This is a genomic window from Mucilaginibacter sp. P2_A5, from assembly GCF_056404995.1.
On the sequence record NZ_JBFUCY010000004.1, the window covers coordinates 149,369 to 164,784 of the forward strand.

Below are 15,416 nucleotides of genomic sequence, written 5' to 3' on the forward strand. Positions count from 1 at the left end.
AACTATCCAATGCATAAGTAACGGCATCTACTTCTTCAAATATTTATCATACCAATCCACATACCGCTGCAGCCTGTCAACCTGGTAGCTTGGCTTGGTGATACCATGGAACGAGTTTGGATAAAGTATTAATTCCGTGGGTATCCCCTGCGACCGCAGGGCCTGGTACATTTGCTCGCTGCCGATGGTTGGTACGTTGAAGTCTTTCAAACCAGACATATATAGTACCGGTGTTTTGATTTTATCAGCATGAAAAAACGGGTACGATAAGGCAATCCATTTATCCGGGTTTTTCCAGGGCGCTCCTATTTCGTTTTCATATTGCAGCACGTATTGGTCGCTGCCGTAAACAGATAGCTGCAATGCGCTGCCTGCCCCGCTGGCCGCGGCTTTAAAACGGGTATCAGATGCAATAGTATAATCGGTAAGGATACCGCCGTAGCTCCATCCGCCTATGCCTAAACGGTCGGGATCGGCAATGCCGAGTTTCTCGAGTTTATCAACGGCGCCTAAGAGGTCTTTAACCTCTTTATTTCCCCAATCGGCATAAATGGCCTTGCAATAATCAAGGCCGCGGCCGTTGCTGCCCCGGTAATTTACACCTGCTACTGCATAACCAGCGCAAGCCAAAACCTGCCTTACGGCATCAAAAGCGTATTCATCCTGCCCGACCGGGCCGCCGTGAATAAATAAAATGAATGGCAGCTTTTTGGCATTACTATCGGGCGTTAAAACAATGCCGTTAACCAAAGTGCCATCTGCACTGGCAGATTCAAATCCTTCAACATGTGCCAGCTTCACATTGGCCAACCAGGCTTGCTGATGGAAGGTTAAGCGGCGCAGTTTGCCGCCTTCCAACGCGAATAACTCGGCTGGGGTATAAGGATCTGTTTTTTGAACAACCCAGTTGCCGCTTAGGTTGGTGGTTATATCGGCAATGCTGTACAGGCCTTTATTAACCGTGTTTATTTTACCGTTGTTTACATTTACGGCGGCCACATACCGCTCACGGTCGTCAACCACTAAAAACGAGATATTCTTACTGTCCCTGGCCCAGGCCAGATCGGTAACGGGGCGGTCAAGTTGTTGGGTTAGTATTTTTTTATTGGAGCCAACTATATCCATGGTGCACAACATCTTTTGATCGTACATCATATAATCGGCATCGCTGGTAGATCGTAAAAAGGCAATCAGCTTACCATCGGGGCTCCATTGCGGGTTGGTATCGGGGCCTTTCCATGATGTTACCTGGAGCATACTTGCATTCGGCCGGGCGTCAATGGTAAAAATATCAGTATTCTCGTTTTTATCCGGGTCGGCGCTGCGGTTGCTCACAAAAGCTATCGTCTTACTATCCGGCGACCATACCGGCGAACTTTCATCTTTATCGCCTTTTGTTAAAGTATCCAGCTTTTTGGCTGCAACATCAAACAGGTACAAATGCTTGTGCAGGTGCTGCAGGTAGCCTTCTACATCCTGTTTAAAATGATAGCGGTCTATAACAATAGGTTTAGGTGTTTTAGGCTCCTCTTTACCTTTATTTTCAGGGTCGCCAATAACCATTACCAGCTTTTTACCGTCAGGCGACCATGCGTATTCGTCAACATCGCCCTTAATGTCTGTTAACTTTACGCCCTCGCCCCCCCGCCTGTCTATCAGCCAGATCTGACCACCTTTTTTCGATTCGCGGGATGACATAAACGACAAATATTTACCATCCGGCGACCATCGCGGCACCGAAGCTGCTTCGTCGCCATGCGTCAACTCTATTGATTCCTTACCGTCCCAGCTTTGCATCCACAGGTGCGATACCCGTTTATCCTTGGCCGTATCAACTTCAGATAAGCTATAAGCCACCCATTTGCCATCGGGCGAAAGCTGCGGATCACTTACTGTAGGAATTTTATAAAAATCGGCTGGTTTAAATGGTTTTGTTTGAGCAGTAGCATACAGCGCACAGGATAGCGCAAAAAGCGAGAGTAATGTTTTTTTCATAGCGTCAACTTACGAGGCGGTAAGTTAGGAAATACTGTCTCTTAAAAACAAATAAAAATAGGCAATTCAAGTAACGGAGAGACTGTAATATCAATTACCCTGTTCCTATTTAATTCCTATCGAATCTACTTTTTTAAAATCTTTAAAAGCATCAGTATAAATAGCTCTTGTAAAATTGTGAATAGCAGTATCCAATTTCGGCCATCTTACTTTCATATTTATTTTAAGCAAGTCCTCTTGTTTTGAGTCAACAACTTCTTCTTCTAGTTTATCAAATGGGACATCAACAGAATCTCTAAACCAATTGGCATATTGATCACCGAACAAAACTTTCAGCCTGGAAGGATAATAATATGTACGGGCATACATAAATGTATCTAATGCTTCATTTCTGCCCAACCACTTTTTTAATTCAATGTCATTTTGTTCCAATTTTGAATTGTATAAGCTCCCTACAACAGTTATTCTAGTTGCGATATTTTTACATAATTCATCAGTAAAGGCGATCTTTGCTTTTGTTACTTCATTTCGCTTATCAATTATATTCTTAGCTAGCTGTTTATCTTTTTCGATCTTGTTGTTAAAATAAATTACTCCAAAGCTTGACAACAACGAAATAAATGCCCCGATAAATAATAAAATGTATTCTTTTGGAATAAACGTTTTATTTTCTTTATCTGAAGATATATAAATCTCTTTTAGTTTTGAATTTAGCATGAGTGACTATTTAGGTTCAACTAATATACCCATCTTTTCTAATTAACAATAAAATATTGTTAGTCACCCGCCAGCATTTGTTGTTATACGCTTAATACTTCTTAACAACTCATTCTCTTTTGCTTATTAAAAATTAATTATTTACTTTGTTTAACAAAGTACTTTTTATTTATAAAATATGAGAGTTAAAATGATCCTCCCTGCCTTAACCGAAGCCGAAAGTCCGTTTTGGAGGCCGATAAAATATTCCTTGTTTCCTCCTTTAGGTTTGGCTACACTGGCTGCATACCTGTCACCCGATGATGAAATAGATTTGCAAGACCAACATGTAGAGAAACTTAATTTAGACGACAGCCCCCACCTGGTGGTTATCCAGGTGTACATCACCAATGCTTACCGCGCCTACAAAATTGCCGACCATTACCGGGCAAAAGGAGCTTACGTTATCCTTGGCGGCCTGCACGTTACGTCGCTGCCATTTGAGGCGGCACCGCATGCAGATAGTATTTTTATAGGGCCTGGAGAAGATACCTTCCCTAAGTTTCTATTGGATTTTAAAAACCGCTGCCCTCAAAAAATATACAATTCAACTATCCGCACGCTTGAAAAAGTACCGCCAATCCGTCGCGACCTGATCAAAAGGCATTTGTACCTTGTACCAAACTCCATTGTGGTTACCAGGGGCTGCCCGCATCATTGCAGCTTTTGTTATAAGGATGCTTTTTTTGAAGGTGGCCGTACTTTTTATACCCAGGAGGTTGACGATGCCCTTGCCGAAATTGACCGGCTGCCAGGCAGGCATTTATATTTTTTAGACGATCACCTGTTAGGCAACACCAAATTCTCGGCCGCCCTATTTGACGGAATGAAGGGTATGAACCGCGTTTTCCAGGGAGCGGCAACCGTAGATTCGATATTACGGGGAAACCTGATTGAAAAAGCCGCAGAAGCCGGGCTAAGGAGTTTATTTGTTGGTTTCGAAACATTTTCGCCCCAAAATCTTAAACAAAGCAATAAAAAACAAAACCTGGAAAAGGACTACGTAAAAGCTGTAAACAGGCTCCACAGCCTTGGTATCATGATAAACGGTAGTTTTGTTTTTGGTTTGGATGATGATGATAAGGATGTTTTTAAGCGAACAGTTGATTGGGGTGTAAAACATTCTATTACCACATCAACCTATCACGTGCTAACCCCATACCCAGGTACCGAATTATTTAAAAGCATGGAAAGGCAGGGAAGGATAATGACCAAAAACTGGGATTTGTATGATACCCGCAAAGTAGTTTACCAAACCATTGGCCTAAGCGCGCAGGAACTGGAAGATGGTTACTGGTGGGCTTACAAGGAATTTTACAAATGGAACAACATCTTTAAGGCCAGTATTCAGCACGAATCGCATATGCATAAGCTAAAACACTTCTTTTACGCCGGCGGCTGGAAAAAATTTGAACCGGTTTGGAATTTGCTCATCAAAACAAAAAACCTCAACAATACACTCCCCGCCCTGGAAACCGTGCTATCAAAGATAAACTTCGGCAATAAACAAGGCAAAACGACCGAGACATTGCCCTTGTATTTACCAGAAGGTTAATCTAATTAGCCACTAACCATTCACTTAAAAATCTTGCTACTTGATACTAACTACTTGATACTCTCTAAATAACTCCCGCCTTTTCCAATTCCACCTGCATTTGCCGTTGCATACGTAATGCTTCGGCGCGGGCGGCTTCGGCAAAGTTTTCGTCGTTACCGGCATAAATGATAGAACGGGATGCATTTACAATCAGGCCGCAATCTTTGGTAATGCCATATTTGCACACTTCTTCAAGGCTGCCCCCCTGCGCACCAACTCCGGGCACAAGCAGGAAATTATCCGGCGCATACTTGCGGATGTTGGTAAATTCGGTGCTTTTGGTAGCCCCCACAACATACATGATCCTATCGGCCCCGGCCCAGGTATTGGCTTTTTGTATCACGGTTTCGTATAAATAGCCATCGCCGGTTTCCAGGTACTGAAAATCCTTACTGCCTACAGATGACGTGAGCGCCAGGATGATGATCCATTTACCCTCATATTTAAGGTAAGGTGTAACACTATCGTTGCCCATATAGGGAGTAATAGTGATAGCGTCGAAACTCATACCCGATGCTTCTTCATTAAAAAAAGCGGTGGCGTATTTATCAGATGTGTTACCGATATCGCCCCTTTTGGCATCTATTATATTTAAGGTGTCTGTTGGCAGGTATTTCCAGGTATCTATCAGGCTTTGCAGGCCTTTTATACCCCGGGCCTCGTAAAAGGCAGCATTGGGTTTATAGGATACACAAAGATCTCTAGTGGCATCAATAATGCGCTTATTAAACTCAAGGATTGGATCGGGATATTCTTTTAAAAATTGAGGGATCTTATCAATGTCGGTATCAAGGCCTACACATAAAAAGGATTTTTTTTGTTTGATCTGCTCTATTAGCTGCCTGCGCGATATCATAGGAAGGGGTTAAATATTCGGATGGCAAAAAAACTAAAAATTTACCTTAAACGTTATAACAACGCAGATATTTATTTAATTAATTTGATATTAACAAATAATTGTTTACAATTGCATCGTTTTCCATTGAATTTTTCTTGCACTAAAGAAACAATTTAAAACCCCACAACATTTATTATAACTAATGCTTTGAGTGGGTTTGGATGTTTATTTAATCAATGCTTCAAGATCAATTTCTTACTATAATGCCCCGTGTGTAATAACATAGCAGCCAAAATGCACATGGAAGTTTTATAACCGTTTGAAAACTATTTACGATATTAAAAATCCCTTTGAACTATAATTCATATCATGTCTGATAAAATCGAATTGAACGACAAACTCGTTTCAGAGTTGCGCGAAATTGCAAAAAATTTAGGTATTGCTGAGGCCGACGAACTACGTAAAGCACAGCTGATTGCCCGTATTATTGAACAACAACAATTAATTGAGGCCGCAAGGGTACAACAGAACATTGTTGAGCAAAACTATACACCAATTGCAGCCGAGCCTGTAGCCGAAGAAGCCGGCGAAAAAACACGCAAACGTACCCGTGTGTTGAAACCCAAAACTCAACCCCGTGTTGAAGTACCTTTGGATGATACCAACCTGTTTGACCAGGAAGAGGACGATCAAAACAATGCTGATGCCGTTAACGATACCACCGTACCGGCACCCGTAACAGGCGAAACCCCTGATAACCAGCCCGGGGAATCGGCACCAAAAACTGAAGTACCTGTTGCTGAAGGGCGTCCGCAAAAATTTGACAGGCGCGCCAATGGCAACCCTAATCAACAAAAAGCACAGGAGCCACCTATCAATCTTGATTTTGATAATGTTATTGTAAACGAAGGCGTTTTGGAAATTATGCCCGATGGTTATGGTTTCCTGCGTTCATCCGACTATAACTACCTTACCTCTCCCGACGATATTTACGTATCGCAATCGCAAATAAAACTTTTTGGCTTAAAAACTGGTGATACCGTTCGCGGCAGCATCCGCCCGCCAAAAGAAGGCGAAAAATATTTTCCTTTGGTACGTGTTGAGGCTATTAACGGCCGCATCCCTGCCGAGGTGCGTGACCGCGTTCCTTTTGATCACTTGACGCCGCTTTTCCCATCTGAGAAATTAAGCTTGTTTACTGATCCAGGCAATTATTCAACCCGTATCATGGATTTGTTTTCGCCTATTGGTAAAGGGCAGCGCGGATTGATTGTGGCACAGCCTAAAACAGGTAAAACCATGTTGCTAAAGGATGTGGCCAATGCTATTGCCCGCAACCACCCCGAAGTTTACCTGATTATATTATTGATCGACGAACGTCCGGAAGAGGTAACCGATATGGCCCGCAGCGTACGCGCCGAAGTAGTATCATCAACATTTGATGAGCCTGCCGAGCGCCACGTTAAAATTGCCAATATTGTTTTAGAGAAAGCAAAACGTATGGTAGAATGCGGTCATGACGTGGTGATCTTATTAGACTCTATAACCCGTTTAGCCCGTGCATATAATACGGTTGCACCGGCATCAGGTAAAATATTATCGGGTGGTGTTGATGCCAACGCATTACACAAACCAAAACGCTTTTTTGGAGCGGCCCGTAACATTGAGGATGGCGGTTCGTTAACCATCATCGCAACTGCACTTACAGAAACCGGTTCAAAAATGGACGAGGTTATTTTTGAAGAATTTAAAGGTACCGGTAACATGGAGTTGCAGCTGGATCGTAAACTATCCAACAAGCGTATTTTCCCGGCTATCGACATCACTGCATCAAGTACCCGCCGCGACGATCTGTTGCTTGACCGCGAAACCCTGCAACGCATCTGGATATTACGTAACCACCTGGCCGACATGAACTCACAGGAATCAATGGAGTTTTTACAGGCACAAATAAGAGGTACCAAAACCAACGAAGAATTCCTGATTTCGATGAATTCGTAATATTTTAGCGATAATGAAGTTATATTTAATGTAAATATTATTTGTAACTTCATTATTACTTAATAAAATCCTGATAACTTCGTAACACAAAATGAAGAGACGAGTTAGAAAGCACCTGCCCAATACCATAACCTGCGCCAACCTGTTTAGCGGCTGTATAGGGATAGTGTTTGCCTTCCAGGGTAATTTATTAATTGCATCTTACGCCATTTTTTTGGCAGCCATTTTTGATTTTTTTGATGGCTTTGCATCCCGGGTGCTCAACTCCTACTCGTTTATAGGTAAAGACCTGGATTCGCTGGCAGATATGGTAAGCTTTGGCTTTTTGCCATCGGCTATATTGTATGAGTTGTTTTTAAAGGGCCCGCAAATTCCTCACATAAGCGAGTACTTGTGTTACGTTGCCTTTTTAATAACTGTGTTTTCGGCTTTACGCCTGGCCAAATTCAATAACGATACCCGGCAATCAGATAGTTTTATTGGTTTGCCAACACCTGCCAACGCCATATTTATAGCATCGTTACCCTTAATTATTGAACAGTACGAAGTTTTGGCCCGCTTTATATTAAATCCTTATTCGTTAACGGCATTGATAATTATCATGTGCACCCTGCTGGTATCCGAATTACCGTTAATGTCGCTTAAATTCAAGAACCGCGACTTCAATAAAAACATTTTCCGTTATTTACTGCTCATGTTTTCGGCAATACTGATTCTATTTTTTAAATTTGTGGCAGTTCCGGTGGTTATATTTATGTACATCACCTTATCTTTAATTCAAACTAAAATAACCAATGACAAAGTTCCAGGCTGAAATTGACGTAATGCCCAAAAAAGAAATTCTTGATCCACAAGGAAAAGCAGTAACCGGAAGCATGAAAAACCTCGGTTTGGCCGAAATTCAAAATGTACGTATAGGCAAACACATCACCCTTGAACTTGAAGCCGACAGCGCCGAAACCGCACACAGCAAAGTAGACCAGGCCTGCAAAAATTTATTGGCCAACCTTATTATGGAAAGCTACACTTTTAAAGTAGTAGAAGTTTAGTTTTTGAGGTTAAAGGCGAAAGGTCAAAGGCGAAAGGTGAAGGGCTTTAACATCTCTATAAAAAGGTGAAAGGGAAAAGGTTAAAGGCGAAAGGCTTTAACAACTCTAAAATATAAAAAGAGGTTATCTCACAGAGAGGTAGCCTCTTTTTTTTCGTTCACGATTTGTAGGCATATAGAAACGTAAAGAGGCCACCCTTCAAAGGATAGCCTCTCTTATATTTTTAGCACACAGGCAAAAAACCTTTAACCTTTCGCCTTTAACCTTTTACCTCCTTAAAGGCTTGCTTCTTTTTCTTCTTTAATTTGTTGCAGGGTAATAAGGTTAGCGTTAACAGTAGCTTTTACCTGGTTAAATTTGGCAAAAATTTCTGCGGGGTTTTGCCCGCCTGCCTTACAAGCCAATTCAACTTCCTGAATGGTAGCCTGGCTTATCGGCATACCAAAAAACCCCAGGTTGGGTTTCAATTTATGCGATGCTTTACCGGCTTCAGCCCAGTCGCCCGATTCAAGGGCAACGGTTATCATACCCAATAATTGAGGTGTTTGCTCCAGGAACATACCAATTGATTCCACAATAAATTCATCGCTGCCATCGGCAATTTCATATAGGAAAGAAAGATCAAAGTCTTGTTCGGGTGAAATATCTGACATATAAAGATTTATGAATATTCAAAATTATACTTTTTTTACGACCAAGTCATCAATAAGTTCATTTTTTAGCTGCAAAATATTTTTTTTTATTAACGGGTGTTCAAATTCAGGCGCCAATTCGGCCAAAGGCGCCAATGTAAACCTGCGTTTATGCATTTCGGGGTGTGGCACCTTCAAATCGGGCTCGTCAATAACGGCATCACCATAAAATAAAATGTCGATATCGATAGTCCGCGACCCCCATTTTTCTTCGCGCCTGCGCCCCATTGATAGTTCAATTGCCAGTATTTTTTCAAGCACTTGCCGCGCCGTCATTTCGGTTTGCAGCAACAGCACCTGGTTCAAATAATCGGGGGCGTCCGTTTTGCCCCAGGATTGCGTTTCGTAAACAGATGAAGCCTGTAATACGGGGCCCACCCCGGTTTCAATGCGTTTTATAGCCTCAAACAGCAGCAATTTTCTGTCGCCAAGGTTACTGCCCAAAAGTAAAAAAACATCAATCATGTTGTAACAAATATTATAGAACAGGCTCTTACCACTATACGGTATTGAATTACTAAGTTTGCATAGTTAAAAAGATTTATAACATTAATGAAACAATTCTTCAAATTCGTTTTTGCCACCATGCTGGGGATAGTATTAACAACAGTGATACTGGCTTTTGTGATTGTAGGTATAATAGTTGCCGCCAGCGGCGAAAAAGAGGTAGAAGTTGAGTCCAACTCGGTGCTACACATGGCGTTTACTAACCCCATAACCGAGCGCACCCCAAATAACCCGCTTGCAGGGTTAAGCTTTTTAGGGTTGAACAGCGATAAATCAACCGGGTTAAATGATATTTTGGCCAACATTAAAAAAGCGAAAACCGACTCCAATATCAAAGGCATTTTTTTGGATGAAAGCTATATGACATCCGGCCAGGCCACCACCGAAGAAATTCGCAATGCACTAATCGACTTTAAAAAATCGGGCAAGTTCGTTATAGCTTACTCAGAAATTTACACCCAGGGCTTTTATTACCTGGCATCCGTTGCCGATAAGGTTTATATGAACCCCAGAGGTATTTTTGAGTTTAAAGGCTTTAGCCAGCAGGTCACTTTCCTGAAGGGGGCGCTCGACAAATTGGGTATCGAAGTACAAATTATTAAAGTAGGCACCTACAAAAGCGCGGTTGAGCCTTTATTCCTCACCAAAATGAGCGAGCCAAACCGTTTACAGGTTACCTCCTACTTAGGCTCGTTATATGATCATTTTTTAACCGGCATCAGCAAAAGCAGGGGCATTAATAAAGACTCGTTGTTTAATTATGCCAACAACGGCCGCGTTCAATTCCCGGAAGATGCGGTGAAACTTAAGCTGATAGATGGTTTGAAATATAAAGACGAGCTTTTAGATGAGCTTAGACAACGTACAGGCAAAGGTAAAAAAGAAGATATTGCCAGCGTTGATCTTGACGAATACACCAAAACCGATAGTAAAAGTGATGACGATAATTCGTCGAAAAACCGCATAGCCATTGTTTATGCCAGCGGCGATATTACCGGCGGCCAAGGCGACGATAATAACATCGGATCTGAAAGAATTTCAAAAGCCATCCGTAAAGTACGTTTAGATAATAAGGTAAAAGCAGTTGTATTAAGGGTTAACTCACCGGGAGGCAGCTCATTGGCATCCGATGTGATATGGCGCGAAGTTGCCCTCACTAAAAAGGTTAAACCAATCATTGTTTCTATGGGCGATTATGCCGCATCGGGTGGCTACTATATCAGTTGCGCTGCCGATTCGATATTTGCAGAACCTAATACAATAACCGGCTCAATAGGTATTTTTGCCGTATTGCCCAACATGCAAAAGCTATTTAATGATAAGCTGGGCGTTACTTTTGACGGCGTAAAAACCGGCAAATATGCCGACCTGGGCGATGTAAGCCGCCCCCTGAGCCCCGAAGAACGGGCAATACTACAAAACAGCGTAAACCATGGTTACGATGATTTTACCAAAGCCGTTGCGGCAGGCCGCAGCAAAACACAGGCTTACATCAACAGCATCGGCCAGGGCCGTGTTTGGACAGGCGCCCAGGCCATAAAAATTGGGCTGGTTGACCGCTTGGGCAATATTAACGATGCTATTGCTTCGGCTGCTAAAAAAGCAAAGCTAAAAAACTATAACCTGGTAAGTTACCCCGAGCAAAAAAGTTTCTTTAAACAGCTGGATAGTGATGTAACCGGCCAGATGAAAGCTAAAATGCTAAAATCGGAGTTAGGTGATAATTACCGCGTATACGAACAGATAAAAGGCATAACCCAAATGATGCGCTGCCCCCAGGCCAAGTTGCCTTATGAAATTGTGATCAAGTAAGTTTTATGTTATATTTTGAAAGAAGAGCTGCCCGAAGGGGTGGCTTTTTTTTATTTTAGCATATGTTATCTTTTTTTAGCAAAAAACCCATCAGCAACGGTCACGTAAAGCACGTTTCCTTATATATTTCTGCACAGGAAGAAAAGATTATTATTGCACCACTATATAAAAACGACGCAGGAATTTATTATGAACAGGAAAAATGTTCAGTATTAAAATTCTCAACTGATGCAACAATTTTAGGCGACGAAGTGATGAAGAACTTCTATCTTTTTAAGGTACAAGATAAAAACCTTCGCGACCAAAAACTTAAAGATTGGCCGGCTTTTATCCACAGCAAGCAAAAAACGATTAAAGCTTTTGAAACGCTCTACTTTAAAATAAAAATCGATGGCATAAACTCAGGTAATATTTTCATAAATATAGAAGGTAATACAATTGCAGATAACGATATGAGCATTAAGTCTTCCCTACCAGCAACTACAGCTGCCAAAGCTATCGGCGAACGGATAATGAGGGTTTATAAGGCGTGTATCGCGGGGATAATATAAATGACTTAATCACGCAAAAACCACCATATGAAAGATAAACATCTTCATACGGTGGTTTAAAAAGCTGATAAGCAGGGATGATTTAATCCTGTATATGCAACGCCGCTTTCAGTTCATTATAGTTTTTCAATTTAACAGCAGCTATGTGTACCCCGCCAGGTATAATTACATACCTGTAACTATGTGCATTTGAAATATTACCATAAACATTGTTATTGTTTTTCATACTGATTTGCACATTCCCCAGGGTATAAAGGCCCGACCAGATATCAATTTCGGGGGTGGTACCACTTAAGTAGTTAATCACGATGGGCAGCGGGGCAACCTGATCTGTTGGCCAGATTATTGGATTGTAGCCGTTTAATTTGCCATAAATCACCACAACACCTTTATCTAATATATCCTGTGTTATTTTAGGTTCGGCTACGTCGAATGTAAAGGTACTTGTACTAAAAACGGTTGTTTTTACGTACGACGATGGTGTAAACCAATCAGAGTAAATAACATTTGCAGTGCCGGGGTCACCTTTCGGGCCTTTTAGGTTGATAGGTGCAGGCCATGTGCCACCAATTTTTGGCCCGTAAAATAAATAGGTGGCGGTGTTCAAATAATAGTCGCCATTGACACCTACAGCTGCACTTGGTGCAACATTGCCGCTTTTAATAGTTGAACCGTTGGCACCGGCAGCGCCAGTCGCACCAGTAGCTCCGGTTGCGCCTGTAGCACCAGCTGCACCGGTAGCACCAGTTGCGCCTGTAGCTCCTGTTGCTCCGGTAGCACCCTTCAGGCTAAAAGGCGAACCCCAGCTGCCAGCTGTTTTGGGGCCGTAGAATCCGCTGGTAGCAGTATTGATGTAAAAATCGCCATTGATACCAAGCGTTGCGGCCGGGGCAGTTGTGCCCGAGTAAATTTTGGTTCCGTCGGCACCGGTGGCTCCTACCGCCCCGGCAGCACCCGCTGCGCCCTGTGTACCGGCAGGCCCTGCCGGGCCTGTTGCTCCGTCTTTACCGCAAGAGGTTATTGCCAATACAACAACCGCCAGTAACTGTAATAAATAGATCTTTTTCATGTGGATAGATTTTTAGTGAATAAATTTGAGCTGATTGAAACAAAATTTCTTTATTGTTTAATCAGGAGCTAAAATCGGCACACTGCGAAAAAGATTAATGAGGAGATCCACGCAAACGCAAACGTGTTATTACCCGTTTTGCATCGCGTATAAATACTTGCCTTTTAGGTAGAATTACCAAAAGGCATTTTGAAGAAAAAACACTTTTGGCAACAGTGTTTTTTTATACCCTGTAGGATGGAAATTCTTAAATGTAGAGTTGTGGTTTAAACCTCCTGGCCAACAATCCTGTAGCTAAGCGAGGATCAATATCAGCTATAATTACACCAACTTTTCCGTATGTTTCATGGGCGAGACAAGCACCATCGGGGCCTATAATACAGCTGGCCGAATCGGGATATTTAAATGCATAGTTCGAACTTGCAAAATATATGGTATTTTCCATCGCCCTTAACATAATGGCCTTTTCATAATAAGGATTATCCTTACTTCCCCATTCAGTAAGCTCAACACCCTGGATGTTGCTGCCTGTACAATGCGGGTGAAACACAATTTGAGCATCGTTGCGGGCTGCCCACCGTACAGATTCCGGGTAGCGGAAACCTTCATGACATATAGTAATGCCAAACTTCAACCCATTTACTTCAAAAATATGGCGCTCGGTTCCGGGTATCCAGATGTTATCTTCGGAGGGGTCTAACTGGTTTTTGGTTTGATAGCCTAAAACTTCACCTGTTTTTGATATTACATGGGCGATATTTAAAAGATCGCCATTGCTATACCAATCCATCGGCATAATAATGGCGATAGAATTTTTTGCAGCCATGGCACATACCTCCTGCAATGCAAGCTGCATTTTTTCGGGCGAACGTTCCTCAACCTCAAATTCTTTGGCCGGATAACCGGGGATGTACGATTCCGGAAAGCAGATGATCTCTGCCTGCCGATTTGCCGCTTCCTGGATCAAAAACTCGGCCTGTTGCAGCCCCTCCCTAATGGATGCCGGCATTGGCGGTGATGCTATAGCTATTTTCATGCTTTTTTATTTGCGCACTAAAATAATTAATTGCCCAACACGATGTATCATTTTTTGGCACTTAGCCTGATAAGCTTATCCCCTCTTCAAATAAGCATTAGGCACATTTTTGGGTACATATTCAACTCCATAAGCGTATTTTAACAGCAGGGTTACTATTTGCATTACCGTAACTTCTTTCCTGTGTACCTGCGGCAGCGAGCCCATCATGGCATAACTTATCGGGTTAACGGCAGGCATCAGTGTTTCCCATTCATAGCCTTTGCCCCATATTAAGCCTTTAACGGTAACAGACAAACCGGCACCATTTTGCAACAGGAAGTGAAGCATATCAATGGAGCTGTTGCCGTTTTGATTTACGGTATGAAATATCGGTGTATGCCCGCCAAAACCATATTCATCAAGGGCAGCCCCGGCATTTACATCGGCCCCGTGTTGCAGCAGTACTTCGGCACAGGCCAGGCTATTGTATTCGGCGCAAAAATGCATCAGGGTACCACCGGTTAACGGCGTGTACGAGTTATTATATATTGCATATATCCTGTCAACTATTTGCGAATCAATATCTATACACGCTTTTAACTTTCCGGCGTCATGTGCCAATACAGCCAGCAATGCATTATCCTTATACTCCAGCCCGGCATCAATAAAAGCCTGTACACAATCCTTAAATTTGGGGCTGCGGTAATACATCTCGACCATGGTGGTAAAAAGCGGCACACCATCATGAACCTCATTAGGATCTCCCCCATCGTTAAAGTATTGATTAATTCCATCAACGGAATGCACTTCGATGGCGTAAAGAATTTGATTGTAATCGGGCATGCCTCGTTGGTTTTAATGTTTACAATAGTAATTTATCCCGGCCATCTTTTATAAAATCATCAAGCCAAACAACAGTAGATAGCATATTAACCTCCGTTGCGGCCTGAACAAGCGGAACAAATTTTCCAGGTATCCAGGCATACAATACCCGCCCCAAGTTATTCCTGGCCATGTAAAACCAGGTATCAATGGGCGGGCAATCCTGTTCATCTATTATGCCAAGTGATTCCTGTTCTGAAAATCCGTCGACTATTACGCAATCTACCTCGGCGACCAGTATTTGACCCTGATATGCTACATTTGAATTCAAAATACTAACGGCTTGTATTTTGTGCGCCAATTGCAGTTGAAACAGTTTATCATAAATTATTTCATTGCCGTTTTTGGTAGGATCAATGTTCCAAATCAACCTTGTCTCTTCTTCAGAACTACCAAAGAATCTTACTCTTCTGAAGGAAAAAATAGCTTTTCCATCAATTACCGGGTTAATGCTTCTTAATATCTCACCTGCCGGTTTCCCTCCGGTGTTGAGTTGCATATCACAATAAACCTGTGTAAGCAAAAGGTTTTTTTGAAATTCTTCCTGGTTTATGTGGATCATGGTTTTGACGACTTTAGCAACTTACTGTCAAATTTACGAAGTTTTAAAAACTTCATAAGTTTCGTTTTTATATTGTTAATTCTAAAA

The 15,416-nt window shown here is 42.2% G+C and carries 15 protein-coding genes; 6 read left to right on the forward strand and 9 right to left on the reverse strand.

The genetic code is table 11. The annotated features are described in order from the left end of the window. Positions 1-27: 27 nt before the first annotated feature. Together AC1DXF_RS05135 and AC1DXF_RS05140 are read right to left on the reverse strand one after the other, a co-directional pair. Complete coding sequence (locus tag AC1DXF_RS05135) at positions 28-1,995, reverse strand: S9 family peptidase (protein WP_477446794.1); 1,968 nt, start codon at positions 1,993-1,995, stop codon at positions 28-30. Positions 1,996-2,100: 105 nt separating this feature from the next. After that, the gene (locus AC1DXF_RS05140) at positions 2,101-2,712 is read right to left on the reverse strand and encodes a hypothetical protein (RefSeq protein ID WP_477446796.1); all 612 of its coding nucleotides are present in this window, start codon (positions 2,710-2,712) and stop codon (positions 2,101-2,103) included. 178 nt (positions 2,713-2,890) lie between these two features. On the opposite strand from AC1DXF_RS05140, the gene AC1DXF_RS05145 reads away from it, so the two are divergent. Continuing rightward, on the forward strand, positions 2,891-4,306 hold the full coding sequence (locus AC1DXF_RS05145; protein ID WP_477446798.1) for a B12-binding domain-containing radical SAM protein: 1,416 nt from the start codon (positions 2,891-2,893) through the stop codon (positions 4,304-4,306). 64 nt (positions 4,307-4,370) lie between these two features. Here AC1DXF_RS05145 and pyrF read toward each other — a convergent pair whose 3' ends face one another. Continuing rightward, positions 4,371-5,201 carry an orotidine-5'-phosphate decarboxylase gene (gene pyrF, locus AC1DXF_RS05150; RefSeq protein ID WP_477446963.1) on the reverse strand — a complete coding sequence of 277 codons (831 nt, stop codon included), beginning with the start codon at positions 5,199-5,201 and terminating at the stop codon, positions 4,371-4,373. Between the two features lie 354 nt (positions 5,202-5,555). Here pyrF and rho point away from each other — a divergent pair, with 354 nt between their 5' ends. The 3 genes from rho to purS all read left to right on the forward strand — a co-directional run bounded on the left by rho (position 5,556) and on the right by purS (position 8,236). After that, a complete protein-coding gene (gene rho, locus AC1DXF_RS05155) occupies positions 5,556-7,187 on the forward strand; it encodes a transcription termination factor Rho (protein WP_477446800.1) in 1,632 nt (543 codons plus the stop codon). 91 nt (positions 7,188-7,278) lie between these two features. Further along, positions 7,279-8,001: a CDP-alcohol phosphatidyltransferase family protein gene (locus AC1DXF_RS05160; RefSeq protein WP_477446802.1), complete on the forward strand. Its 723-nt coding sequence runs from the start codon at positions 7,279-7,281 to the stop codon at positions 7,999-8,001. After that, on the forward strand, positions 7,982-8,236 hold the full coding sequence (gene purS / locus AC1DXF_RS05165) for a phosphoribosylformylglycinamidine synthase subunit PurS (protein ID WP_477446804.1): 255 nt from the start codon (positions 7,982-7,984) through the stop codon (positions 8,234-8,236). The genes AC1DXF_RS05160 and purS overlap by 20 nt, the downstream gene beginning before the upstream one ends. 275 nt (positions 8,237-8,511) lie before the next feature. Here the strand turns inward: purS and AC1DXF_RS05170 are convergent, their stop codons facing one another. Both AC1DXF_RS05170 and folK read right to left on the reverse strand, forming a co-directional pair. Continuing rightward, entirely contained in the window at positions 8,512-8,889 is a 378-nt protein-coding gene (locus AC1DXF_RS05170) for an Hpt domain-containing protein (RefSeq protein WP_477446806.1), read from the reverse strand. Between the two features lie 24 nt (positions 8,890-8,913). Then, entirely contained in the window at positions 8,914-9,393 is a 480-nt protein-coding gene (gene folK / locus AC1DXF_RS05175; RefSeq protein WP_477446808.1) for a 2-amino-4-hydroxy-6-hydroxymethyldihydropteridine diphosphokinase, read from the reverse strand. Between the two features lie 87 nt (positions 9,394-9,480). Here folK and sppA point away from each other — a divergent pair, with 87 nt between their 5' ends. Next, entirely contained in the window at positions 9,481-11,247 is a 1,767-nt protein-coding gene (gene sppA / locus AC1DXF_RS05180; protein WP_477446810.1) for a signal peptide peptidase SppA, read from the forward strand. 62 nt (positions 11,248-11,309) lie between these two features. Further along, on the forward strand, positions 11,310-11,798 hold the full coding sequence (locus AC1DXF_RS05185) for a hypothetical protein (protein WP_477446812.1): 489 nt from the start codon (positions 11,310-11,312) through the stop codon (positions 11,796-11,798). An 82-nt stretch (positions 11,799-11,880) separates the two neighbouring features. Here the strand turns inward: AC1DXF_RS05185 and AC1DXF_RS05190 are convergent, their stop codons facing one another. From AC1DXF_RS05190 to AC1DXF_RS05205, 4 genes are all read right to left on the reverse strand, one after another. Then, entirely contained in the window at positions 11,881-12,867 is a 987-nt protein-coding gene (locus AC1DXF_RS05190; protein WP_477446814.1) for a hypothetical protein, read from the reverse strand. Between the two features lie 247 nt (positions 12,868-13,114). After that, positions 13,115-13,903, reverse strand: a complete 789-nt coding sequence (locus AC1DXF_RS05195) for a carbon-nitrogen hydrolase family protein (protein ID WP_477446816.1) — start codon at positions 13,901-13,903, stop codon at positions 13,115-13,117. A gap of 75 nt (positions 13,904-13,978) precedes the next feature. Further along, positions 13,979-14,728, reverse strand: a complete 750-nt coding sequence (locus AC1DXF_RS05200; RefSeq protein WP_477446818.1) for an ankyrin repeat domain-containing protein — start codon at positions 14,726-14,728, stop codon at positions 13,979-13,981. Positions 14,729-14,747: 19 nt separating this feature from the next. Then, positions 14,748-15,329 (reverse strand): hypothetical protein, encoded by a 582-nt coding sequence (locus AC1DXF_RS05205; protein ID WP_477446820.1) that lies wholly within the window; start codon positions 15,327-15,329, stop codon positions 14,748-14,750. Positions 15,330-15,416: the final 87 nt, after the last annotated feature.